Annotated in this window: 16 protein-coding genes; 7 read left to right on the top strand and 9 right to left on the bottom strand. The window is 53.0% G+C overall.

Going from position 1 to position 23,396, the window contains the following annotated elements; all coding sequences use genetic code 11:
• Nucleotides 1-101 precede the first annotated feature (101 nt).
• On the bottom strand, nt 102-404 hold the full coding sequence (locus tag SH302x_RS20240) for a putative quinol monooxygenase (RefSeq protein ID WP_479364433.1): 303 nt from the start codon (nt 402-404) through the stop codon (nt 102-104).
• A gap of 233 nt (nt 405-637) precedes the next feature.
• On the opposite strand from SH302x_RS20240, the gene SH302x_RS20235 reads away from it, so the two are divergent.
• The 3 genes from SH302x_RS20235 (at nt 638) to SH302x_RS20225 (ending at nt 9,649) form a co-directional block, all read left to right on the top strand.
• Nucleotides 638-6,964 carry a UvrD-helicase domain-containing protein gene (locus SH302x_RS20235; RefSeq protein ID WP_479364432.1) on the top strand — a complete coding sequence of 2,109 codons (6,327 nt, stop codon included), beginning with the start codon at nt 638-640 and terminating at the stop codon, nt 6,962-6,964.
• Nucleotides 6,961-7,812 (top strand): carbon-nitrogen hydrolase family protein, encoded by an 852-nt coding sequence (locus SH302x_RS20230; protein WP_479364431.1) that lies wholly within the window; start codon nt 6,961-6,963, stop codon nt 7,810-7,812. The genes SH302x_RS20235 and SH302x_RS20230 overlap by 4 nt, the downstream gene beginning before the upstream one ends.
• A gap of 685 nt (nt 7,813-8,497) precedes the next feature.
• Nucleotides 8,498-9,649 (top strand): helix-turn-helix domain-containing protein, encoded by a 1,152-nt coding sequence (locus SH302x_RS20225; protein WP_479364429.1) that lies wholly within the window; start codon nt 8,498-8,500, stop codon nt 9,647-9,649.
• A 4-nt stretch (nt 9,650-9,653) separates the two neighbouring features.
• On the opposite strand, the gene SH302x_RS20220 is transcribed toward SH302x_RS20225, so the two are convergent.
• Nucleotides 9,654-10,943, bottom strand: a complete 1,290-nt coding sequence (locus SH302x_RS20220; protein ID WP_479364427.1) for a M48 family metallopeptidase — start codon at nt 10,941-10,943, stop codon at nt 9,654-9,656.
• Nucleotides 10,944-10,985: 42 nt separating this feature from the next.
• Nucleotides 10,986-11,558 (bottom strand): elongation factor P, encoded by a 573-nt coding sequence (gene efp / locus SH302x_RS20215; RefSeq protein WP_479364425.1) that lies wholly within the window; start codon nt 11,556-11,558, stop codon nt 10,986-10,988.
• Between the two features lie 176 nt (nt 11,559-11,734).
• Between efp and SH302x_RS20210 the strand changes: the two genes are divergently transcribed.
• Entirely contained in the window at nt 11,735-12,439 is a 705-nt protein-coding gene (locus tag SH302x_RS20210; RefSeq protein WP_479364424.1) for an SDR family NAD(P)-dependent oxidoreductase, read from the top strand.
• 130 nt (nt 12,440-12,569) lie between these two features.
• Nucleotides 12,570-14,816, top strand: coding sequence for a hypothetical protein (locus SH302x_RS20205; RefSeq protein ID WP_479364422.1), 2,247 nt, complete (start codon nt 12,570-12,572; stop codon nt 14,814-14,816).
• A 27-nt stretch (nt 14,817-14,843) separates the two neighbouring features.
• Here SH302x_RS20205 and SH302x_RS20200 read toward each other — a convergent pair whose 3' ends face one another.
• The 3 genes from SH302x_RS20200 to gap form a co-directional block, all read right to left on the bottom strand.
• A complete protein-coding gene (locus tag SH302x_RS20200; RefSeq protein ID WP_479364420.1) occupies nt 14,844-15,836 on the bottom strand; it encodes a sugar phosphate isomerase/epimerase family protein in 993 nt (330 codons plus the stop codon).
• A gap of 3 nt (nt 15,837-15,839) precedes the next feature.
• Complete coding sequence (gene queF / locus SH302x_RS20195; RefSeq protein WP_479364419.1) at nt 15,840-16,202, bottom strand: preQ(1) synthase; 363 nt, start codon at nt 16,200-16,202, stop codon at nt 15,840-15,842.
• 197 nt (nt 16,203-16,399) lie between these two features.
• A complete protein-coding gene (gene gap / locus SH302x_RS20190; RefSeq protein WP_479364417.1) occupies nt 16,400-17,398 on the bottom strand; it encodes a type I glyceraldehyde-3-phosphate dehydrogenase in 999 nt (332 codons plus the stop codon).
• 253 nt (nt 17,399-17,651) lie between these two features.
• Here gap and hemC point away from each other — a divergent pair, with 253 nt between their 5' ends.
• Nucleotides 17,652-18,572: a hydroxymethylbilane synthase gene (hemC, locus tag SH302x_RS20185; protein ID WP_479364415.1), complete on the top strand. Its 921-nt coding sequence runs from the start codon at nt 17,652-17,654 to the stop codon at nt 18,570-18,572.
• On the opposite strand, the gene SH302x_RS20180 is transcribed toward hemC, so the two are convergent.
• Nucleotides 18,569-19,195: an FMN-dependent NADH-azoreductase gene (locus tag SH302x_RS20180; RefSeq protein WP_479364414.1), complete on the bottom strand. Its 627-nt coding sequence runs from the start codon at nt 19,193-19,195 to the stop codon at nt 18,569-18,571. The two genes, hemC and SH302x_RS20180, sit on opposite strands and share 4 nt — an antisense overlap.
• Before the next feature lie 137 nt (nt 19,196-19,332).
• On the bottom strand, nt 19,333-20,031 hold the full coding sequence (locus tag SH302x_RS20175) for a pirin family protein (protein ID WP_479364412.1): 699 nt from the start codon (nt 20,029-20,031) through the stop codon (nt 19,333-19,335).
• 380 nt (nt 20,032-20,411) lie between these two features.
• Between SH302x_RS20175 and SH302x_RS20170 the strand changes: the two genes are divergently transcribed.
• Nucleotides 20,412-21,962, top strand: coding sequence for a B12-binding domain-containing radical SAM protein (locus tag SH302x_RS20170; RefSeq protein ID WP_479364410.1), 1,551 nt, complete (start codon nt 20,412-20,414; stop codon nt 21,960-21,962).
• A 27-nt stretch (nt 21,963-21,989) separates the two neighbouring features.
• Here SH302x_RS20170 and SH302x_RS20165 read toward each other — a convergent pair whose 3' ends face one another.
• Nucleotides 21,990-23,126 (bottom strand): XylR family transcriptional regulator, encoded by a 1,137-nt coding sequence (locus SH302x_RS20165; protein ID WP_479364409.1) that lies wholly within the window; start codon nt 23,124-23,126, stop codon nt 21,990-21,992.
• Nucleotides 23,127-23,396: the final 270 nt, after the last annotated feature.

Here is a 23,396-nt window from a genome sequence, read left to right as displayed (position 1 = left end):
CCCGAGCGGAGAGCTAAATAGGCTGGCACATTGCCGAAAATGTAGCCACTCACTTGACGTCCCGCCGGGACAAGCCCGAGCGGAAACGGATTGCATCCACTTTATTTCGCTTCGATGTTCCAGATATGGACATCTTTGCTCTCAACCCAATCAGTAATCTTGGCGTTGAATTGGGCAAAGTGTGGCGTCTCGCGATGCTTCACGGTCGCTGCTTCATCGTCATAGGTTTCATACAGCAATACTTCATTGGGCCGGCCGGGCGATGTGCAGACATCGAACTGATGACACCAAGCTTCCTTCTCAACGGAATTCTTCGCCTGCAATTTCACTGCGGCCAAGAATTCATCAAAGTGATCGGGCTTGATTTTGAACGTAACGCAAATCACTGATTTTGGTTGAGGCATGCTTGTTTGATGTCGAGAAAAAGTAGGCTGGCTCGCGTAAGCCTGCGGCTAACGGGGAAACGAGTGACGTCCAACTATAACGCGAAGGCCTCATTTCGCAATCACGCCTGGAAACCACGCTGGGCGAGGGTGAAAAACTTGTCAAAAAATCTGCTGAGTTGCCTTTGCGTGGCGAAATGTTAGAGTGAATCCCGCCTAGGATAATTGTCTCGCATCAACGAAAGGAGTCCATCGTGGCCAAAGCAGTTCCGCCAACCAATCCGCTTGTCACGCGTAAACCAACTCAGGATAAGCTGCGTTCCGAACATTCGTTTCGTCGCGAACATCGAAGCGCCGGGGCCAATGTCACGCGCGTCTTTATGGGTTGGGAAAGGCCGCTGCTGCATTCAGCCCTTGGCCAATTCTTGGGTCGCTATGTCCAAGGCGAGTGTTGGAATATGGATCACGTCTATGTGGTCCTGCCCAGTTCGCTGGCGGCGCGGCGACTGCAACAACTGATGGCGATCACAGCAGAGGAACGCAAGCTGTTGCTGCGACCTCCTCAGGTCATCACCTTCGGCGATCTGCCCGAGCGTTTGTACAAAGCGAAATTTCCCTTCGCAGGCGAATTGCAACAAACGGTCGCTTGGATTGACGCTCTGCGCAGCCTGAGCGCCGAGGAACTCAGTCCGCTGCTGGTACAACCACCTGCACCGGAGCAAGTTCAACCTTGGATGGAGTTGGCAGGTATGCTCGCTGGGCTGCATCGCGAGCTGAGCTCTGATTTGACGATGTTTTCCGATGTGATCGAATTGCTGGCTGACGATCTGGATGAAGCTCGATGGCGCGTGCTGTCCAAACTTCAGAATCGCTACCTCGATCGCTTGACCGGGCATGGCCTGTGGGACATTCAAACGGCTCGACGTTTCGCATTGCAGAAAGAGGAAGCTGCTCTGCCAGCGGAACAAGAGGTCATCATGCTGGGCACCGTTGAACTCAATCGAGCCCAACGTTACTTTATTGACGCGATCGGCAAGCGAGTTACGGTTTTAATCGGTGCTCCAGAAGCTTGGCAGGAAGGCTTCGATAACTATGGTGCTTTGAACAGCAAATTCTGGCAGGATGTTTGCGTCAAGATTCCTAACGGAGTCTTGGTCACTCGTTCTACGACCGAAGAAGTCGCCGAGAGTGTCGCGGCTTGCGTTGGCCAGTTTTCAACGGCATACAACGCACAAGAAATCACTATCGGCGTGCCCGAACCCGAAGTGCTACCGCCGTTGGTCGAGCGGTTGCAGCGCAGCGACGTTGCCACGCGTCTGGCAGCCGGCATGCCAGTAACGCAATCCGCTCCGCTGCGACTGATCCGGATGGCTTGCGACTTTGTCGCGACCGGACGCTACGAAGATTTTGCAACCCTAGTGCGACAGCCCAGCGTCGAAAAGCTAATCTGCCGCGATCCTGCCATTCCCAGTCACTACATCGCGTTGCTGGACAAGTATTATCAGGAAACTCTGATCAATTCAGTTCGCAGTGCCGACATCCCGAATATCGAACAAGCAGGCGTTTTTCAAGCCGTGCTCGCTGTCGTCGACAAGTGGTTGCAGCCATTGAAGCTTGAACGTGCTCAGTTGCAGCATTGGGCCAAAGCGATTCGCCAAGTGCTTACCGATCTGATCGGCGATGGAGAAGTCGATCTCGAACTCTCGCGTGATGTCATCGAATACCAAGCGGTCTCCATGATGGCAAACGTGCTGGCGCAGATCGAAGACCTACCGCTTGATATTCCGATGGTCGTGACGCTAAGCGAAGCGATGGTATGGGTCCAACGCGAACTAGAGAACGAGCGGCTTTCGCCGCTGAACGACCCGCAGTCCATTGAGTTGTTGGGCTGGTTGGAGCTAACTTTGGACGACACGCCTGTGTTGCTGTTGACGGGGGTGCATGATGGCCGCGTACCTGAGTCGGTCAATGGAGATCCTTTTTTGCCCAATGCGGTCCGCACTCGGTTGGGCCTGCTGGACAATGACCGTCGATATGCTCGCGATTGTTATGCGTTACAAGTGATGCTGCATTCGCGCGAGCATCTGCGAATCTTTACTAACCACTATAACGCAGAAGGCTCACCGCAAACGCCCAGTCGTTTACTGTTGGCGGTGCAACCCGATGACCTCGCGTCGCGCATTGTATCGATCTTGAAACCCGAGCCGCCAGCGGCCAGCTATCCTTTGGCAAAGAATTGGCGACCGATTATCGGTCAAACCCATGTGCCGATTCCGCTGCCTGATACCACGTTGGGTAAAACGCTGACCTCATTTGCGGCCACCGATTTCGCTGATTACTTGTATTGTCCGTATCGTTTCTATCTGAAGAAGATTTGTCGTGTCCGGCAAGTCGACGACAATGTACTGGAATTGGAAGCGAACAAGTTCGGTGACTTGATCCACGATTGTGTCGCGACGCTGAAGGATTCTCCGGTTCAAAACAGTGTTGATGCAGAACCAATTCGCAAATGGTTGTTTGTCAAACTGAAGGAAGATGCCGACCGGAAGTTTGGCAAGCTGCCGTCTCCTGCTGTCCGCGTGCAAATAGAACAAGCTCGGCTACGACTGGCGAAATTTGCGGAACTGCAAGCGGATCGTAATCGCGAGGGCTGGCAGATTTGGGCCACCGAGATCGATGTGACTCGCGAGCACCGAGTCACGATGCAAGTGGATGGGGACACCGTTACTTTCCACGGACGCATCGACCGCATCGATTATCATCCGGCCACTGATACGTATGCAGTGTGGGACTATAAAACGTCGGATAATCCCAAAAAGCCATTGAAAGCTCACTTCCAAGATGACCAATGGAAACAGTTGCAGTTGCCTCTGTACCGGCGATTGCTGCGCGGCTTGAAGATCGAGCGGTTGGTGAGCGTGGGCTATATCAATTTGCCTAAAGCGGTTGATCAAGTTGCGTTTGAAGTGGCCGATTTTACTGATGAAATGTTGACGGAAGCTGATGCGAAGATTGCGGAAGTCGTCAGCTCCATTCGCAAAGGGATCTTTTGGCCGCCTCGCTACGATGATATCTATGCGACCGATGAGCTGCAATCGATCACGCAACAGAATGCCGCCAGACGCTGGAGTCCGCCGCCAGATCGAAAGGCGAACAACCAGTTTCGGTTGGCCCCAGCGCCGCGACGCGTGGTCGCCAAGTTGCCTAAGTCAACCCAGCTCAAAACGTCAAAGCCTGAGCGAATTGGTTTACTGTTGGATAATACCACCGGTCGAATCCCCGACAGTTGGTACTCTTCAAAATTGATTCGCGCATCGGCCGGCAGCGGCAAGACTTACCAGCTTGCCAAACGCGTCATCCAGTTGTTGTTTGCCGGTGAATCGGTCGATTCCATTCTGGCGACGACTTTCACTCGTAAGGCAGCCGGTGAAATTCTCGAGCGCGTGTTGCTGCAGATCGCCCTGGCGCTGCTGGACCAAAAAGAGTTCGAAAAATTGACGGAAATGGTCGAACCGCGTGTGATCACCTTGCAAGGTTGCAAGCACCATTTGACGCGTTTGTGTTCCGACTTACATCGATTGCGAATTAGCACGTTAGATTCGTTCTACAACGAGTTGGCGCGGAACTTTTCGTTGGAACTGAATCTGCCCCCCGGTTGGCGATTGGCCGATCCCTATGAAGAACGAGCGTTGCAAGCTCAAGCGATTGCTCGGATGTTTCACAGCATTGACCAGGACCAATTGTATTCACTGATTTCGCAGTTATGCAAAGGTGAAGCGGTGCGTGGCGTGTGGCGCGAGATTGCGACCACGGTGGAAGCGGGCTATCCGATCTACCTTTCCACGTTGCGCGACGCTTGGATGCAGAAGTTTTTCACGGCAGCGCCCAGCGAATCAGCCGTCACAGAGGCGATCGAAGCAATCCGCAATTCCAAGTGCGCTGATAAACGCTATGCGGCCGCTCGCGATAAACTGATCGACTTGTATTTCGTCGGCGATGCGTCCTGGCTTAAGTCGAGCTTAGCGACCGGTGCTCAATCGGGGTCGCTGACTTATCAACGCAAGCCGGTCGAGCCTGATGTGTGCGAAGCCATCATGACACTGGCTGCTTCAACGTTGATGCAAGAGTTCAACATCTTGGAACAACAGAATTCTTCCGCGTATGAACTGCTAGCGAATTATCACACGCAGTTAGAAATGGTCAAACGTCGTGAACGCATCCTGACCTTTGCCGATGTTTCTATGAAGCTGTCGGCATGGATGCAAAATCGGCTGGAATCGATTGCAAAACGTGAGCGAGAAATCGACCTCGAAGCGAACAGCGCGAACTTGCTGCCGATCCATCAAAGGTTAGATTCCCGCATCAAGCATTTGTTGCTTGACGAGTTTCAAGACACTTCGCCCGCGCAGTGGAAGATCCTTGAGCCATTTGCGTTGGATGTGTACCACTCCCATGGCATGCAGTCGCAGAAATCATCGATCTTTTGCGTGGGGGACGTCAAGCAAGCGATTTACGGTTGGCGAGGCGGCGTCGCGGAACTGTTCGAAGTCATCGCCAAACAGCTTAAAGGCATTACAGGCGAACCGCTATCGAAAAGTTTTCGCAGTTCCCCGGTAGTGATCCAATTCGTCAACGATACATTCCAGCGTTTGGATGCGCATGAGAAGTACGGCCAAGGCGAGGAGACCATCGCTTTTTGGAAAGCGGGCTTTGATGCGCACGCGACCGAGCGATCGTCATTGCCGGGTTACGTACAAATTTATAACGGGCGGCCCAAGCCGAAGAAGAGCAAAGAGAACGAATCGGAGATCGATTCGGAGGCCGAAGAACTGGAAGATGTGTCGCTGTTCGACCGCTGTGTGCAAGACATCGTAGTGCTGAACCAACAAGCACCCAAAAAATCGATCGCGGTCTTGGTGCGTACCAACAGCGAGGTGACACATATGATCAACTTGTTGCGCGAGCAAGGGATTGATGCTAGCCAGGAGGGGGGCAATCCGTTGACCGATTCCGCTCCTGTCGACCTGTTGCTCAGTTTGATCGCTGTGGCCGACCATCCTGGCGATGGCGTCGCATACTTTCATGTGACTTCTGCATCGCCTCGCGAGTTGTTAGACCTGTTCCCTGATGAACACTCGCCGCAATCGCTGTCGAACTGGATTCGCCAGCAGATCAGCAGCGATGGTTACGCGCAAACGATCGCCAATCTATCGACGCGACTCGCAACGGTGTGCAACGATCGTGATCAATTGCGGTTAGAACAGTTGATTCAACTGGCGTATCGGTTCGAACAATTAGCCACCGGAAGACTGCGGGATTTTATCGAGTTCATACAGACGCAAAAAGTCTCGCTGTCCAAACCCGCAGCAGTTCGCGTGATGACGGTCCATCAATCCAAAGGGCTGGAATTCGATGCCGTCTTTTTACCCGCACTGGCTCGCAATTTTGTAAGTCGACAATCGACCTTTGTGGTAAACGTGAAAGATGTTACGTCGATGCCCGATGGCGTAACGCGGCGCGTCGGCAGCCACCTGCAACCATACATGAACAAGGACTGGCAGTACGCGTTCAACGCTGACGCGATGGCACGTTTGCAAGACTCGCTGTGCAACTTTTACGTCGCGATCACTCGGGCTCGCCAAGCGCTCTATGTCTATGCCACGCCGACGGAGAAACCGGTTCAGCGATGGGATTCGGTGCTGTTATCGATTTTTAGTCCGGAAGAACGCAATGTGGCGGAAGCAATTGTGTATAAGGACGGCGATGCGAACTGGTTTGTCCAGCAGGAAGCGCAGGCAACTTGGTCCGAAACGTTGTTTCCAATGGATGGGGAGCAAGGGGGCTCGTCCGATGCGGCTGCACTTTACTTGCATCCAGATTTTCACGCCCAGCCGTCGGCCAAAAAATTGCGGCATTTGTCCGGCTTGCGTCCTTCGCAGCACGAGGAGCAGCGGCTGATCCCTTTGCAACGTGCCCTTACCCCAGCGGCCACGTTTGGTACCGTCGCGGGAACCGTCGTGCATCGTTGGTTTGAAGATATCCAGTGGATAGACGACTACACGTTTGATCGGGAGCGAGCGAAACAACAAGCCCTTGAGGCATTGACGCCAGAGCAAATGCCGCTGATCGATATCGACTTGTGGATTACCAAGTTCGAAAGCTATTTGCAGAACGAGGGCGTCCGCGAAGTGCTCTCACGCGAGCAATATCATCTGGACAAACTGCGAGCGGCAACGGGACGAAATTTGGAGTTGGTGATTCGCAACGAAAGCCGGTTGTTAGAATTTGTAGATGGGATGTTATTGCGTGGCACCATCGATCGATTGGTCTTGGTTCAAGACGAATCGTATTCCGTAGCGGCCGAAATCATCGACTATAAGACAGACTTTTTTGAGCCATTTCAATCTGGGACGAATATGGCGGCATGGATTGAAGCGAAAAAGCAACGGCATGGCAAGCAATTGCGGATGTACCGCGATGCGATTTCGCGGCAGTACCGGTTGCCAAAGGAACGCATCACAATGACACTGATGCTGTTGTCTGCGGATGCTATTGTCTCCATCGAAGATGAACCAACATGAAAAAGACTATTGCGGGAGTTCAAACCAATGTCGCGTTTGGCGACAAGGCGGCTAATATGCAGCGCATGCTGCAGTGGTTGGATAGCAAGCCTTGCACCGATGCGGATTTGATTGTCTTTCCAGAATGTATGTTGACCGGTTACTGTTTTCGCAGTCATGCGGAAGCTTTGGAGGTCGCCGAGTCGGTTCCTGGCCCCGCGACAGACCGCATCGCAGATTGGTGCCGCGAGCATGGGAAGTATGTAGCGTTCGGGATGATCGAAGTCGTAGCGGGCGATACTTTGTATAACGTTTGCCCGGTGGTGGGACCTGAAGGTGTGGTGGGTTGTTACCGCAAGATCCATTTGCCGTATTTGGGGGTGGATCGATTTGTTGCGATGGGACCTGAGCCGTATGGCGTTTATGATTTGGCAGGTTTACGGGTCGGCGTGCATATTTGTTATGACGCATCGTTTCCGGAGTCGTCCCGTACGCTGGCGTTGCAAGGCGCGGACGTATTGATCTTGCCTACCAATTGGCCGCCGGGAGCGCAGACGTTTGCCAAGTATTTGCCGAACGCCCGCGCTCTTGAGAATCACGTTTACTTTATGAGTGTCAATCGAGTTGGATTGGAACGCGGTTTTCGTTTTATTGGCGAGAGTCGATTATGCAATGTCGATGGTGAAGCGATCAGTGAATGTGCAGGGTTGGTAGAAGGCGTGGTGGTTGGTGAGTTGGATACCGAAGTGCCGCGTCAGAAGCGCTTGGTCCGAGTACCTGGCGAGCACATTATTGATCGCTTTGCGGATCGTCGACCCGAATATTATGACAAGCTCACTGAGCCGCATCGGTTGGTTCGAGAGGTCTAGTAGGCGCTGCGCCAGTTCTTGGTTCTTGGTTCATTCTCCCTTTGTGAGAGTCGGCCGCGGGCGACACGTAGGCTGGAACTGCGTCGTAAGCCCGGTCGATCGACTTTTGCTCGATTAAATGACCTTCAGCAACTTTCAGCGATCGAAGTTCTGGTGAGGGGCACTTTACTTGTAGCTGGCCTACTTATCGTCTTCGTTTACCCGCAATACCGTTAAAGCAAGCGGCCATGATTCCGTGGTACGTGAGTTCGTTTTGCAGTCTGGTAAATCTCGCATCCATACATACCTCAAAGGATAAACGAATCTAGCGGCGGATGAATCTACCTAAACGAATTTCTCATCAGATTTGCTGTTATTGGTCGCTTCAATGGACAAAAAGCCGCAGCACCTGCAAGGGGTACTAAATTTCATTTGAATGGAGTTCAGGTCTCCTTTGCGTCGAAAATTTGGGCTCAGAACTACTCTTTAACCGGCACTTTGCCGTCCGAACTGCTTTTTGCATATCCGGCTCCTGGGCAATTAATGTGAAATAAAACTCCAAAAGAGCCAAAGTTTCCACTTGGCGTTTAACGTTGGCGATATACTCTTTAAGAGAACGGTAAGGCCATGCAGATTCGTTCCTGCCCATAATCGTTGTGCGGTAGTGCAGTGGCAAATCGACTTTTCTTTGTCAGAGTTGAATACTATGCGATATGCTTTTCGACTAGCTGAGCTCCTTGGGCATACCCCGGATCGTCGCAAGCGACCTGGTACGATCAAGGCAATCGTGGAATACACTGGTCTAGACCGCCATCAAGTTGCCGCGCTTCTGAAAAACGAGGCAAAGTACATTCCGATTGAAGCGCTCTCTCGTTTGTGTGACTATTTGATCGAGCACGGGTACGCGTCCGCCGAGGACTTGCCCGGTGCGCTTTTCGCCGTCAAGCCAGAGAATTTCTGGGAGCTGTTGGCTCGCCGCAAACGACTCGAGATTTGCGTTGGCGTACGCAAGCCACCAGATGACGATAAAGCTGACACCGCTTGGATTGTCGCCAGCGACATGGTTCTGGCCGGGGAAGTGCTCAACGGAGTTTCGACCTTGGGTGGTACAGCGAAAGCGATTTCGTCCGACGGGAAAACGCGGATGCGTGACCTGCCTGCGAGCCTTGAGAATCTCAAGCAGTCGTTGGTCTGGAGTCCTGGGACGATGGCTGACGAAGTTGTTCATGAGTGTGCTCGCAACGTCTTTGACAGCTTTGGCGAAGTGGACGGTGACAAATCGCTGGTCTGTTTGGGCAGTGTGAAAAGCAATCCGGTCGTCGACCTCGTGTTCGCTTCCGCTTTTGGTTGCGAACCCTTTGTCAGCCAAGACCACGTCGAAAAGCCGACAGATCGCAGCGTGCCATTCTTCCTGCGTTACCGTGAGAACGATCCGCATCCGCCGTCTTCCTGTGCGGGGATGCAGTTGAGCAAATCGCAGAAGGCGGACCAGCCTGGCTTGTACTATGAAGACTCCAACGGCGAATGGAAGTACGCTGGCGGAACGCGTGGTCAAGATGCGGCTTTGGTTTTCTACATTTATCGTGAGTCGTTGGGCCGTTTGGAGATGCTCTTCAGTGGATTCTCCGGTCGTGCAACTCGACTCCTGGCTCGCACCCTGGCTCACCAAGCCGAAGTGTTCTGGCCTCCGATCTATGACGAAAACTACTTGCAGATCGGCGCTTTCATTGTCCAGTACGAAGCGGCCGAAGAGACCGATTCCCCAGAAGACATTCTGCGCACCGACTTATTGGCGGACTTCAAAGTGATGCCGTTGCCCAACGGAGCCATCATGCGTCGTCTGACTAAGGTCTCGTAGTAGATTAACGCAATGGCATCGCGGGACTTGTTTCAATCTCGCGACGATTGTGCCACAGATACAAGATACGCATCTTCGTTGGAGGATGCGTTGAAGCGCCTTCTTCGGGCATTTGATCACGGAACAGCAGTGTATCGGGGTTCGCTTCGATCATAGCCACCAATCGCTCAAGAGCATAACCGCGAAAGTTAATCTGTGTTGGGTCATCCAGCAACGATTCCCAATCCAAGCGTGGTACTGCCTTTAAACGTTCGTATTGTTGAGCGGTGCGTTCAAGTTGTTCTTTCATTTCCGCTTCGCCCTCGGAATTCCACAGATAGTTGAAGAAGCCGCCGATGCTCGGCCCTTGTTCTCTCTGTCGTCCAAGTTCACGCTGCACCGACTTCATGATCTCATCCTGTGAAGCATGGCCGTAAGGGACCGCTCGTTCGATCGACTCCATGATTTGCAGAGGCGTCAAGTTCTCGTTGCGTTTGGCCAGCAAGGACTCAAAAAAGATCGAGTTGTGCAATTCGGTGGCTGCGCCCAATTTCAGCAAAGCATTGATGGCCACTTCCACACCATTGGTGTGAGCACCAAAATCGTCACAAAGGTATTCGATGGCGTGTGCATGGCGAGCGTAAGCAAGGCTGGATAGAAAGTAAACCGAACCAGCGCACAGCGACAAAATCACGATCATGATAAAGCTGTTCATGCCCAGCCACTGCGTCACTGCCATGCCTGCTAGTACGGCCAGTATCATAGAGATCCAGCGAAAGCGATCTAGCCGGTAGTAGTGGGCGTAGTAATGGCCAAGCTCATGTCCCATCGTGTCCTGCACCTCTTGCGGTGTCAGCATGTGCAGGACTTGTCGATGCAGATAGATCCCGTTGAGGCTGCGTAAGAGGCTGCCAAAACCAAAATGCCGTGCCATCGCGTTCAGCGTTTTATCGGCGGTGATGTAGACCGGGATGCGTTGATCGGGCAAGCCGAGTTTTTGCAGCGTGTCGAGGTACAAGCTGCGTAAGTTATGCTTATTGAATTCGCCGAAGCGAGTTTCTTCCTTGAGGTCGCCAATCTCTTTCTTCTTCTGAGCGAGCGTGCGCAACATTTCCATCACGGTTGGCCCGACGACCACCGCGATGGCCAGGGTAGTCAGCAGCGGTTCGTCGACGACTCGTTGCCAGTCGATTAAGGAAGCGACCATGCCAATCGCGATGATTTGAATCGCGACCAGAACGCCTGTAAAACGATTCGCGTTGGCCAGTTGATCCAGCAGATTTTGCCGCACAGGGACTTTTCGCGAGTCATCCATTGGTCATTTTCTCGTGCGAGCCGTGAAGCACTGGTGCCAGCGTTAGCTTATGCTCGTACGTTCCACGTATTCGCCGGTTCGTGTGTCGATCTTGATCACATTGCCCTCTTTAATGAACCCGGGCACGGAGAATTCGCCACCCGTTTCGGTCTTGGCGGGTTTGGTTACGTTGGTCGCGGTGTCGCCTTTAGTGCCCGGATCGGTTTCGATGACCTTCAGTTCAATATGCGAAGGAGGCGTCAACGTGATTGGATTCCCGTTGAACAACACCATCGCGACAGGGATGCCTTCCTTCAAATATTTCCAGTTCTCGTCGACTTGGTCCGCTGTCAATTCGTACTGCTCGTAGGACACATTGTCCATGAATACGAACGTTTCGCCCTGCTTGTACAAATACTGAGTTTCAATTTCCTCGACGTCCGCTGCATCCAGCTCGTCGCCACCCTTGTAAGTGCGGTCCAAAACAGTTCCACGGATCAAGTTTTTCATTCGGCACTTGTACAGCGCATTGCCCTTGCCGGGTTTGACGAAGTTCATCTCCACAATCAGATACGGTTCGCCATCGATTTGTACCTTGAGACCTTTTTTGAGATCGCTAGTCTTATAGCCTGCCACGTCGATTATTCCAAATTTATGAAGCCAAATTTCGATCGCCAACCATGCACAAACGACCGGCGTAAGGCTGCAGATTTTAGCCTTCTACCGCCAAATGGCTAGTAGGTAATCTGTGACGGTCGCTTGCCCCAAAGCCTACACTGCCGGTGTGTTACGATTTTCCAAGGTTTGGTGAAATGCAGAATAAAACAATTTTGATCGTCGGCGGCAGTCACGGTATCGGGTTCGGGATCGTCCAGCGTTGTTTGGCGGCGGGAGCCAGACCGGTGGTCGTCTCTCGTACAGCAGGCCAACTTGCTGACCAACTGGGCGTCGAACAGATCGCTCTGGACGTAACCCAATCCGCACTCTCGGCGGCTCAACTGCCCGAAGTTTTGGACGGTTTCGTCTATTGCCCAGGCTCTATCAATTTGGGCCCGATCCGATCGGTGACCGCCGAAACGATGCGTGCCGATTTTGAATTGAATGTTGTCGGGGCCTTGCAAAGTTTTCAAGCGGCCTTGGCGGCGCTCAAGCGAGGCAGCGAGGCAAGCGCCGTATTCTTTAGCACCATCGCGGTCGCTCAGGGGCTGCCCATGCACAGCTCCATCGCCGCCGCCAAAGGAGCCGTCGAGGCGCTGGTGCGGACCTGGGCCGCTGAACTATCGCCGACCATCCGTGTGAACTGTATCGCACCGGCACTTACCGACACGCCGCTGGCCGAGCGATTCCTGGCCAGCGACGACAAACGGCAGTCGATGGCAGCTAAGTACCCGCTGCAGCGCGTCGGTTCAGTGGACGATATGGCGGCTGCTGCCCAGTTTCTGCTTTCGGCCGCCAGCGGCTGGATGACTGGTCAAGTGCTGAGCATCGATGGTGGCATGTCCACGATTCGAAAATAATCGTGCCTGATGACAAAGCTCGCCCGTAAGCGCATAATGCAGCGAGGCGGGTTGACAGGTCAGTAGTTCTAGTAGTCCACTTGCAGCTCGCGCTGAGCCGCTAGAGGAAGTAGGCAAAGAGGGTTCCATCGTGTCCAAAGCCAGCAACTTGTGGCAGCGTCTTCGTCCCTTCGGCCGTGCAGCCCAGTCTGACCAATCACTTGATCAACAACAACAGTCGCCCGAATCGGTTGCTGACCTGGCCTCGTCGGATTCATTCTTGACTCGCAAGTCGTTCTTCGAATCTGCGGTCCCCATGCTGGTCAGCATGAGCGTTCATTTGGCCTTAATCCTTGGACTGGCATTGTTGGTCTTCCCAATTGGGTTTGATGCTCCGCGAATCATTACGGTCTCGCAAGGCGAAAGGAGTGATGAGGTCTCCTTTGAACTGGCCAGCGTGCAGAGTTCGCAAGAGCCATTGGAGTTGTCTGATACCCAGGACGCTTCACTCGAAGCCGCATTGGCATCGGTCGACTTGATTTTGAACGCTGAGGTTTCGCTGGATGTGCCGCTGGAGATCGCTAGCAGTATGCCGGTGCAAAGTCCGCTGGACGTGTTGGAAAGCCCAATGCAAACCGCTTCGGCGAAGGTCGAAAGGAATCGCAAGGTCGACAAGAAGTCCTCTGTCACGCGTTTCCTGCCAGACCAATCCAAAAACGCTCGACGCATGACCAATAAGCTGTTGGTCTCCGCCGAACAAGGTGTCAAGGAAGCGACCGATGTGCAAGGTGCTGTCGGTGAGATCCTCAATCGGCTCGATTCATCGGCTGGCAATTACCAAGAGGATGGTGAGTTATGGATCGTCTGGTTGATGGACGCTTCGATCAGTTTGCTTGAGGATCGACAGCAGTTAGCTCCGCAAGTGCGCGAGCTTTACCAGGGGATCGCTCAACGCAAACATGGGCGATATCTGAACACGATGGTGGTGGGTTTTGGAGCTGGCGTAACGCCAATTTACCAAAGGCAGGGGCTTGCCAAACCCGACGACGTCATGCAATCGATCTTGAATATGCCGACTGATCCATCGGGTAAAGAGAATATCTGCAATGCGATCGTGTCGGTGTTGCAGGCCATACCGCCAAAGCAGTCGGGGCGTGCCAAACAGCGTATTGAGATCGTTGTTTGGACCGATGAAGCCGGCGATGATTTCGGTGCGATGGAGAATGTGATTTATCTGTGCAACCAGCGCGATGCGAAAGTCAGTATCGTGGGGCCGTTGTCGGTTCTTGGAACTCGCAAAGGCTTGCAGAAGGTGATGTTGCCTGCGCCGTGGAGCAGTTATGTGGTACTGCCTGTCGACCGCGGCCCTGATTCGGTCTTTCCCGAGCGAGCGAGATTACCGTTCTGGCACGAGAATGCATCGATCAACTGGGGCAAAGAGAATGTCGTCCCAGCGCCAGATGCCGCAACGGGGGGGCCGCATCGACAGTACCTTTTGGCGCCTACCGGTCCTTATGGTTTGACGCGGCTAGCGCTGACCACGGGCGGTACTTTTGTCGCTCTGCGAAGAGCTGGGGACCAATCAGAAGTGCTCGGCGATCGGCTTAAGAATTACGTTCCCGATTATCGAAGCGCTTACGAGATTGCAACCGATATCGATCGTTACCCATTGCGCAAAGCGGTCATAGAGTCTGCGGCGATTACGAGTGCGGCGGACTACTGGCCTCGAGAGGTTTGGTTCCCTTCGACCGCTTCCCCATACTTTCCGTTTCGGCAATTGCGCGGTTACTACATGGGGGCAACATCTTTTCGGTTGCATTTGAAAGAGGTTGTGCCGCTGCATGTGAAACAGGCGATCGAGGATCGGATTATGATTGAAGTTGCATTGCAAGTGTTGCTGCAGAACCATGAGTTCGAAGAGTCGGATTACGAAGCGTGGAATGCGAATCCACTGGCCGCGATGAAGTCGATTGAGTATGTCGATCCCGAAGCGTATCGCGACGAAAAGGTGCTGCGTTGGCGGGCTTGGTACGATCTAAACTTGGGCAGGTTGCTCGCTCACAGTGTCCGGCTATATGAGTATACGGCAGTCTGCGAACAAATGATGGCTCCGGCGCTTTTAGCCGAACTGGAAGCCGCTCGACGTAATTCGGTCCGTTTGCTGCCTTCGCCTCAATTGCGAGGTGGTCCGCAAGCGGAATATCGGGCAAAGCTGGCCAAGCAGCTATTGGACCGTGTGCAGTACGATCATCCAGGCGCACCATGGGCGGAGCTTGCGAAGTGGGAACTGGCCACGGAACTCGGATTTGAGATGACGTCGACCACGGTTCCCATGCCAGTCCCAGTGGTGCCAACCATTCGTCCGATTACCGCTCGCCCTCCGCTGCCCAATCTCTAGTTTTGGCTTGAGCGAGACGAATTTGAGCTACACGATATCGCGGAACTGCCGCAAATCGTAGTCGATACCGACATAATCAAGCACTCGGCAGAAAGCTCGCAGCGCGACGCCGAATCCATCGGGACCGCTGAAACCGCCAAACTGGCCGCCGCCTTTTACATGCGGTTCCAAATCGGCAAACACGCCTTGCACCCCACGAGCTTGCATCCGCTTTTGAATGTCCGGCAAGGTCATGGCCAGATCTCGCAAGATCGCCTCATGACCGCTGTTGCCACAATCCGCGGGCACGAAATTTCTCAGCTTGTCTTCCTCAACATGCGCAGTCCGCTCGGCAGGCGTTCGATAGTCCTTGATGTGGATCCAGCCCAAACCATCTCGCATCGCTAGATACTCCTCGTAAACTTGGTCCGGCTTCATGCCTTGGCAGACTAGGTTCGCGCCGTCAAAAATCAAGACAATCGCTGGATGATCGACCGCTTCATATAATCTGCCCAGCAGCTTACCGGTCTGACCCACGAGATTGGCCTCGACTTCCAGACCATAAGTCAATCCGAACGAATCAACAACGCTAGCGATGTCGCCCAAATGGTCGACTACTTCCGAGATATAATCATCGGCCGATTCGCCCTTGGGATGGTAGAACGAGAATCCTCGAACCAGCTTGGATTGAAATGCACAAGCCAGCTCACAAGCTCGCTTTACATCGACGTCCAAGTACTGCTTGAAGGGCACATAGCGGTTGGTTGTCCCGTCATCCACATCGCGCAGCTTGACCTTGCCAATCGGCGAACCAATCGAAGATACCTTCAGTCCATAATCGTTCAACAATTTCTTGGTGTGATCAACCTCTTCGGTCGTCAACTGCATCACGTTCTTGATACCATGTCCCACGTCGATGAACCGCAGTGTCAAATGGCGCAGCCCCAAAGCTGCGAAGGCACAAAACTGCTGTTCAGCTCGCTTTTGCTGATCGGTCTCGTCGGAAAATCCGGTCAACATCAGACTGGGACGAATGGTCATAATCTAGGACTCCTGGTGCTCAACGGTTATGGTAGAGGAAATGCCGCCGCGGGGTCCCCAAACGCTGGTAAGTTTTAACGATCGCGGCTTAATCACTTCGATAAAATCATTCGCGATGCGATTGGTGACGTTCTCGTAGAAGATACCTTCGTTACGGAACTTCTGCAGGTACAGTTTCAGCGATTTCAGCTCGACACATCTCGCGGCGGGGATGTAATCGAATATCAAGGTCCCAAAGTCTGGTTGACCGGTCTTTGGACACATCGACGTAAACTCGGGGCAATTGATCTCGATTCGATAAGCTCGATCCGGAAACGAATTGTCGAACCACTCAAGCTCTTCTTGGAAGGGGGTGCCTACAGCCATAATATCAATTTGAAAGGATCGGAAAGTAAAAACAAGGGGACTGGAATCGTACTGCGGCTGCCGTCGCAGAAAACACCGGACGGCCTGTCCGGTATCAAAAAATGAACGGTGCTGCCGTAAACAAAGTCAGCCACTTGGAATCATGGAAAACCAAGTGGCTGCTTTTCGTTGAACTCAATGAGAACCGCTTTGCCCAACTAGGCAATAACGCGAACCATTTCCAAAACTTTGTTGGAGTAGCCCCATTCGTTATCGTACCAAGCCACTAGTTTTGCGAAGGTTGGGTCCAGCATGATGCCTGCTTCTGCGTCAAAAACGCTGGTGCAAGGTTCGCCACGGAAGTCAGTCGCAACGACTTTGTCTTCGGTATAGCCCATCACGCCCTTCATCGCGCCTTCGCTGGCCTTCTTCATCGCAGCGCAGATGTCTTCGTAACTGGTTTCCTTGTTCAGTTCGACCGTTAGATCGACGACGGAAACGTCGGAAGTTGGCACTCGGAAAGCCATCCCAGTAAGCTTCTTGTTCAGCTCGGGAATCACCTTACCCACCGCCTTGGCGGCACCGGTGGAGCTAGGAATAATGTTTTCCAGGATACCACGACCGCCGCGCCAGTCCTTGTTGCTGGGCCCGTCCACGGTCTTCTGCGTTGCAGTCGCTGCGTGAACCGTGGTCATCAAACCACGCTTGATACCAAAGTTATCATGCAGCACTTTGGCCAGCGGTGCCAAACAGTTGGTGGTGCAAGATGCGTTGCTGATGATGGCCTGACCAGCGTAGGTGCTGTGATTCACTCCATAGACGAACATCGGCGTGTCGTCTTTGCTGGGAGCGCTTTGAACGACCTTCTTTGCGCCGGCATCCAAATGCTTCTGGCAGGTGTCCAGTGTCAAAAACAATCCGGTCGATTCGACGACCACGTCAGCGCCGACATCACCCCACTTCAAAGCGGCAGGATCACGTTCGGCGGTCAAACGAATTTTCTTACCGTTGACTACCAGTGTGTTCCCGTCGACCCCGACTTCGCCCTTGAATCGGCCATGAACGCTATCGTATTTCAGCATGTAAGCCAAATAATCTGGCTCCAGCAAATCGTTGATGCCAACCACCTCGATGTCGCCACCGAAGTTTTGCACTGCTGCGCGAAATACCATTCGGCCAATACGACCGAAACCATTAATTCCAATTCTTGTAGCCACGTTGCGTTATACTCCCAAAAAACTACGATCAGACAGTCGAAGTAAGTTGCGGAGTATACTTTTGACTTACCAAACCTACAACGCCCAACGGCTGGGCGAGCAATAGAAGGCTGTGGGGACCGGTCCAATAAAATGTCCTCGGCCGTCCGCAACGCGCAGCGAGCCGACTTTAAAGGCAATTACTGCGAAATCAATTCCTTTAGAGCTGCTGTTACAAATTACCTGGCCACCGGCCTAACCCCCGAAATTTCCAATGAAACTACGCATCGGATCACGCGAGAGTACGCTCGCAAAATGGCAAGCACACTTTATCGCGGACCAGCTTAGGGCGTTGGGCTGCGATATCGAGTTCATTTGGATTACGACCGACGGGGACCGTTCGGCCCGCAGTGCCCAGCCGCTGACACAATCGGCTGGCGTAGGCGTTTTCACCAAAGCCATCCAGCGAGCGCTGCTAGAAAACCAATGCGATGTGGCTGTCCATTCGCTCAAGGATCTGCCGACCGCGCCCGTGGACGGGCTCACCGTCGCTGCGACTACAGTGCGTGAAGACGCGCGGGACTGTTTGCTTTGCGAACGTTATCGCAGTTTCGATGAATTGCCGCAGGGCGCGACCATTGGAACCGGTTCTCCGCGACGCGTCGCCCAATTATTGCGATTACGTCCCGATATCCGTTGTTCTGCGATTCGTGGCAACGTTGAAACGCGGATCGAAAAAATGAAAGCTGGTCAGTACGATGCGATCCTCCTGGCCGCTGCCGGTTTGCATCGTCTGGAAATGCAGCAGCATATCACTGAATACTTTGCGCTGGACCGTTTGCTGCCGTCGGTTGCACAAGCCGCTTTGGGGATCGAATGCCGCAGTGACGATCACCAAACGCTGGCGGTCCTGGATCGTTTGAACCATCATGCATCTTGGTTAGCGGTCACCGCCGAACGCACAGTGTTGCGTGAGTTGCAAGCTGGTTGCTTAGCTCCGATGGGTGTCTACGCGAGTTTAGAACAAAGCGTATTGAAAATGAGTTGCCGATTGTTGGCGGCAGATGGTCAAACTTTCATCCAAGCCGACGTGGCTGCAACCGTGAAGTCCGACCGAGATCTCGCGGCTGCCCAGCGATTGGGGCTGGCCGCTGCTCAACAATTGCGTATCGCCGGTGCAGACAAATACCTTTAAAATTTCGCGGCCAGCGATTTCGCTTCGTCAAAGGCTTCTGCTTCGACGGCTCTTACCTGATCGGCCGAGCCCATGGTCGGTTCAATCGCGATGGCGTGGATGTCTTGGAAGCCTATAAAGCCCAGCAACGTTTGCAGATAGCTAATCTGGAAATCGACTTGGTGCTTGCCATCGGATCCGTACGCGCCGCCGCGAGCATAAATACCCAGAACTGGTTTGCCAGTAACCAGCCCCTCGTATTTTCCTTCGGGCGTGACCGTAAAGGTTTCGCCAGGCTGAGCGAGCAAATCGATGTAGTGCTTGAGCTTGTAGGGAATTCCAAAGTTCCACATCGGTAAGCTGAAAACATACTTGTCTGCCGCTTTGAACTCGTCGCACAAGTCCACGACTTCTTGCCAAGCATTGGCTTGCTCGATCGTAAAATCGTCGCCATGCATCACTTGGTACCTTGCATTGATCGAAAAGCCATCTAGTTCCGGCAACGTCTTTTGCCAAAGGTCAATCGTGATGATTTCGTCACTTGGGTGCAACGCTTTGTACTCATCCAAGAATACTTTGGCGACCGAAATTGATTTCGAACGACTCTTGCGGGGAGACGATTCGACGTAAAGCAGTTTAGCCATGTAGAGAACTCACTAGTTTCTAAAGGAGAAATTGAAGGTGTACTATGTCTTAGTGCAGCTTAAAACTGGGGTTGAATTGAACTGTACGATGAAGTTAGATTGCTTCGTTCACGTCAATCTAACTATCAAAACTATGCTCACGCCAAGTCAAACAACATGACCTCCGAGCGATCCGTGGCCGTGATTCGCAATTGGCGTTCATCGCTGACCGCTAAACCATCGGACACTTCCATCTCGACATCATTGACGACCACACTGCCACGCAAAACTTGCAACCATGCATGCCGGTCATGAGCCAATGTGTGCTCGACTGATTGGCCTGCGTCGATTGTAGCCAGGAAGATCTTAGCATCTTGATGTATCTTCAGCGAATCATTTTCGGCATTTGGTGAAGCGACTAAGCGCAGGTTATTCAGCCGTTGAGCTTCGTCAAAATGTTTCTGTTCATAGCTGGGCTGGATCCCGCGTTGCTGCGGCAACAACCAGATTTGGTATAAGTGGACGGGGTCATCGCTGGACGGATTGAACTCGCTGTGCGTAATACCGGTACCCGCCGACATGCGCTGGAATTCGCCGGGTTTCAGGATTTCTCCATTGCCCATCGAGTCCTTGTGCTCCAGGGCGCCGCTTAGCACGTAGGTGACAATTTCCATATCGCGGTGCGGGTGTGTACCAAATCCGGCACCCGGAGCAACGCGGTCTTCGTTCATGACGCGTAAGGCCCGAAAGTTCATGAAGTTCGGATCTTGATAAGTGCTGAACGAAAAAGTGTGGTAAGTGTCTAACCAGCCATGATTGGCGTGACCGCGCTGGCTGGATTTACGTAACTGCAACATAATGTCCTCCGTAGTAGAAGTGCGTCATTGAGATGTGTTTCATCAGGAATACTGAGGGAAATCGTGGTTCTTACAGCCGGCGATTGAATTTTTGAGTAGCGTTGCGGATAAGTTTAGCGGCAGCGTAGGCAGAGTTTTCCAATGTGACTGCCGAAAGTGCCAACCTCGCGTTATGCTGATTTGTTCGTAGTCCCGCCTTTGGGCGGAAGCACCCGCTTAAAATCTAAATCAAATATTTCTCACAAAGGTACAACCAAGCATGACATCTGCTTTAAGGAACGTTACGGCGATGGATCGAACCTTTGTAGAAGCATCGGGTAAACTCCGTTTGGCTGCTGTTGACACCTTTGAATCACTTTAACGATACCAAGAAGTAAACTATGGCCAAAATCGTACTGGCCACATTAAACGCGCGTTACATCCACTCGGCCTTTGGCCTGAGGTACCTGCATGCCAATTTGGGGCCGCTGGCCAGCCAAACGCAGATTCTCGAGTTCGTGATTGGCGATAGCTCAGTAGAAATGCTGGCGACGATCCTCCGTGAAGAACCGCTGATCGTAGGGTTAGGCGTCTACATCTGGAACGTGGAACAGACGACCAAGCTGGTTGCGGATTTGAAACGAGTTCGACCGGAAGTGATTGTCGTACTCGGCGGCCCAGAAGTCAGCTATGAAATCGAAGACCAACCCCTAGTGCAGCTTGCCGATTATGTGATTGCCGGTGAAGCAGACCTCGCGCTGCGTGAATTGTGCGAGCAACTGGTGGCAGGCGATCGGCCAGTCCCCAAGATTCGCCACGCTTCGGTTCCCAGCCTGGAATCGCTGCAAATGCCATATGATTTGTATGACGATCAGGACATCGCTCACCGAGTGATTTATGTCGAACTGTCGCGCGGTTGTCCGTTCACTTGTGAGTTCTGTTTGTCTTCCTTAGAGATTCCGGTCCGGATGTTTGCGCTGGAGCCATTTTTGGCGGCCATGCAACGTTTGCTGGATCGCGGTGTTCGGCAATTTAAGTTTGTCGACCGCACTTTCAACTTGAACTTACGCGTTGGGCGAGCGATCTTGCAGTTCTTTCTCGATCGCTTTCAGCCTGGGATGTTCTTGCATTTTGAGATGATTCCCGATCGCTTGCCCGAATCGCTGCGAGAACTGATTGCTCAGTTTCCTCCGGGTGCGTTGCAGTTTGAAATTGGTATTCAGTCGTTCAATCCCGAGGTGGGAGTCTTGATCAGTCGCAAACAAGACGTTGGAAAACTGGAAGATAACTTTCGATTCTTGACACAGCAGACTGGCGTCCATCTGCATGCAGACTTGATCATCGGATTGCCCGGCGAAACGTTAGAAAGCTTTGCCAGTGGATTTGATCGTCTGTTTGCCTTGCGACCTCAAGAGATCCAAGTGGGCGTGCTGAAACGCTTGCGAGGCACGCCTATCATTCGTCATGATGAAGCATGGCAGATGGTGTACAGCCCGCATCCACCTTATGAGATTCTCAGCAACAAACTTTTGTCGTTTGAAGACATTCATCGGTTGCGCCGATTTGCAAGGCACTGGGATTTGATTGGCAACAGTGGTAATTTCCAGCACACGCTGCCACTGATTTGCAACCCGCAGCGATCTGCATTCGAACAATTGATGCAATTGAGCCAATGGCTGTTCGATCAGAACAAGCGGATGCACGGGATTTCGCTGGTGCATTTGGTAGAACTGCTGCTGAAGTATTTGACTCAAGAGCGTTCTCTGGATGCAGCCGTGGTGGCTCAAGCGTTATGGGATGATTATTCCCTGGGCGGTCGTCGCGAACGGCCTGGTTTCCTGAAACGATTTGATTTGAAACAGTCCGCTCAAGTTGCGGATGTCAACCTCGCGGGCGAAGATAAGCTGCCACGGCGGCAGCAAAAGCATGTTATTCAAACTCAAGAGCTTTGAGCGGCAGGCTTGCAAGAACTTCGCCGCTTAACGAAATTTGCTCGGAGCGATACCAACGTGCTTTTTGAACGCAACGGACAAGTACTCTTCATGCCGAAAACCGGTGCGGTGAGCGATTGCAGCCATCGTTAAATCCGTTTCGCGGAGCAACTGTTTCACACGTTCGATTCGCAAACGAATAATCTCTTCATGGGGCGTACGACCAAGTACCTTTGCGAATCGGCTTTCAAACACGCGGCGCGATAGCGGAACTTGTTTGACGACATCACTGACGTTGATGCCGGTCATGAAATTCGTGCGGATATACCGCAGCGCATGCGCGATATCTGCGTCATCGATCGCTAATATGTCGGTGGATTGGCGAGTCGCAATCCCAATCGGTTCAAATAAGATCGAGGGCGTGTCGATCGTTTCGCCCGACATCAAGTGGTCCAGCAGCGATGCGGCGGCGTAACCGGCGCGACGGGTGTTGCTGATCACGCTGGACAGAGGAGGGTCGCAAAAGTTGCATAGCAATTCGTCATTATCGACGCCGATGACCGCAATTTGCTCGGGGACCGCGATCTCTAATTCGCGGCAGACGTCCAAGACTTGTTGGGCCTTGATGTCATAGCAGGCCATGACACCGATCGGTTTAGGCAGCTTGGAAATCCACTTCGCTAAGCCCTTTTGTTCACGGTCCCATGTGTAGTCGGCATCCATCCTCGGGATCGAGTCGTGGATATGGCAATCAAAGCCAGCGGAGGAAACGAATTCGTGGAACGCTTCGCGACGCAGGTTCGACCACTGGAAACCTGGATCACCGACAAAGGCCAAGTGTCGAAAGCCGCGCTGGATAAGATGTTCGGCGGCCAGTCGAGCGATTGCTCCATCGTCGGTTTCTACCCAAGGGATGTCGGGGACATACCGTGCAGCACTTACATCGACCACGGGTAATTTAGATTCAAGCACGGCGGCCGCAATTTCGTTGGTTTCGATGCGAGCGATAATGCCGTCGCCCTTCCAACTGGCCAGCCAGGGGGGCGGTTTGGCAGCGCGTTCTTGCTCGGGCAAGTAGATTGACCAAGCTTCATGCTGTCGGACATATTGATGAATACCTTCCAGCAGCCCTCTTGAGTAGGCGTTGGAGGTTTCGATGAGGAGTGCAACCGAGCGTCTTTTCATAGATCGTCCAATTCTCACCAGTGAGATTGAATATAGCAAGGCTAGACTCCTTCTTCACCTGCCTCTTCAAGCCGAAGGCTTGTCACAATTGCTGCCGTGGCCGATTCGGCCACGGTTTGCATCTGCAGTTGTTCCCTCAGGCCCGGAGGGCCGAGATAAATGATTTGTGCCAGCCCTTCGGGCTTATCGGTCTCAAGGAGCCCCAAAGTCCGGTGGCCTGCGGCACACCGGCAATCATTGCTACGGCCCTTCAGGCCCTTGCCCAAACTC

Source organism: Njordella calcicola, from assembly GCF_056494125.1.
The sequence above is the reverse complement of the archived record's forward strand: the minus strand, read 5'-3'. Positions and strand labels throughout refer to the sequence as shown.

Coding starts and splice junctions, on each gene's coding strand:
- SH302x_RS20240 (WP_479364433.1), bottom strand. CDS start 404: ATGCCTCAACCAAAATCAGTGATTTGCGTTACGTTCAAAATCAAGCCC.
- SH302x_RS20230 (WP_479364431.1), top strand. CDS start 6,961: ATGAAAAAGACTATTGCGGGAGTTCAAACCAATGTCGCGTTTGGCGAC.
- SH302x_RS20225 (WP_479364429.1), top strand. CDS start 8,498: ATGCGATATGCTTTTCGACTAGCTGAGCTCCTTGGGCATACCCCGGAT.
- SH302x_RS20220 (WP_479364427.1), bottom strand. CDS start 10,943: ATGGATGACTCGCGAAAAGTCCCTGTGCGGCAAAATCTGCTGGATCAA.
- SH302x_RS20210 (WP_479364424.1), top strand. CDS start 11,735: ATGCAGAATAAAACAATTTTGATCGTCGGCGGCAGTCACGGTATCGGG.
- SH302x_RS20200 (WP_479364420.1), bottom strand. CDS start 15,836: ATGACCATTCGTCCCAGTCTGATGTTGACCGGATTTTCCGACGAGACC.
- queF (WP_479364419.1), bottom strand. CDS start 16,202: ATGGCTGTAGGCACCCCCTTCCAAGAAGAGCTTGAGTGGTTCGACAAT.
- hemC (WP_479364415.1), top strand. CDS start 17,652: ATGAAACTACGCATCGGATCACGCGAGAGTACGCTCGCAAAATGGCAA.
- SH302x_RS20180 (WP_479364414.1), bottom strand. CDS start 19,195: ATGGCTAAACTGCTTTACGTCGAATCGTCTCCCCGCAAGAGTCGTTCG.
- SH302x_RS20175 (WP_479364412.1), bottom strand. CDS start 20,031: ATGTTGCAGTTACGTAAATCCAGCCAGCGCGGTCACGCCAATCATGGC.
- SH302x_RS20170 (WP_479364410.1), top strand. CDS start 20,412: ATGGCCAAAATCGTACTGGCCACATTAAACGCGCGTTACATCCACTCG.
- SH302x_RS20165 (WP_479364409.1), bottom strand. CDS start 23,126: ATGAAAAGACGCTCGGTTGCACTCCTCATCGAAACCTCCAACGCCTAC.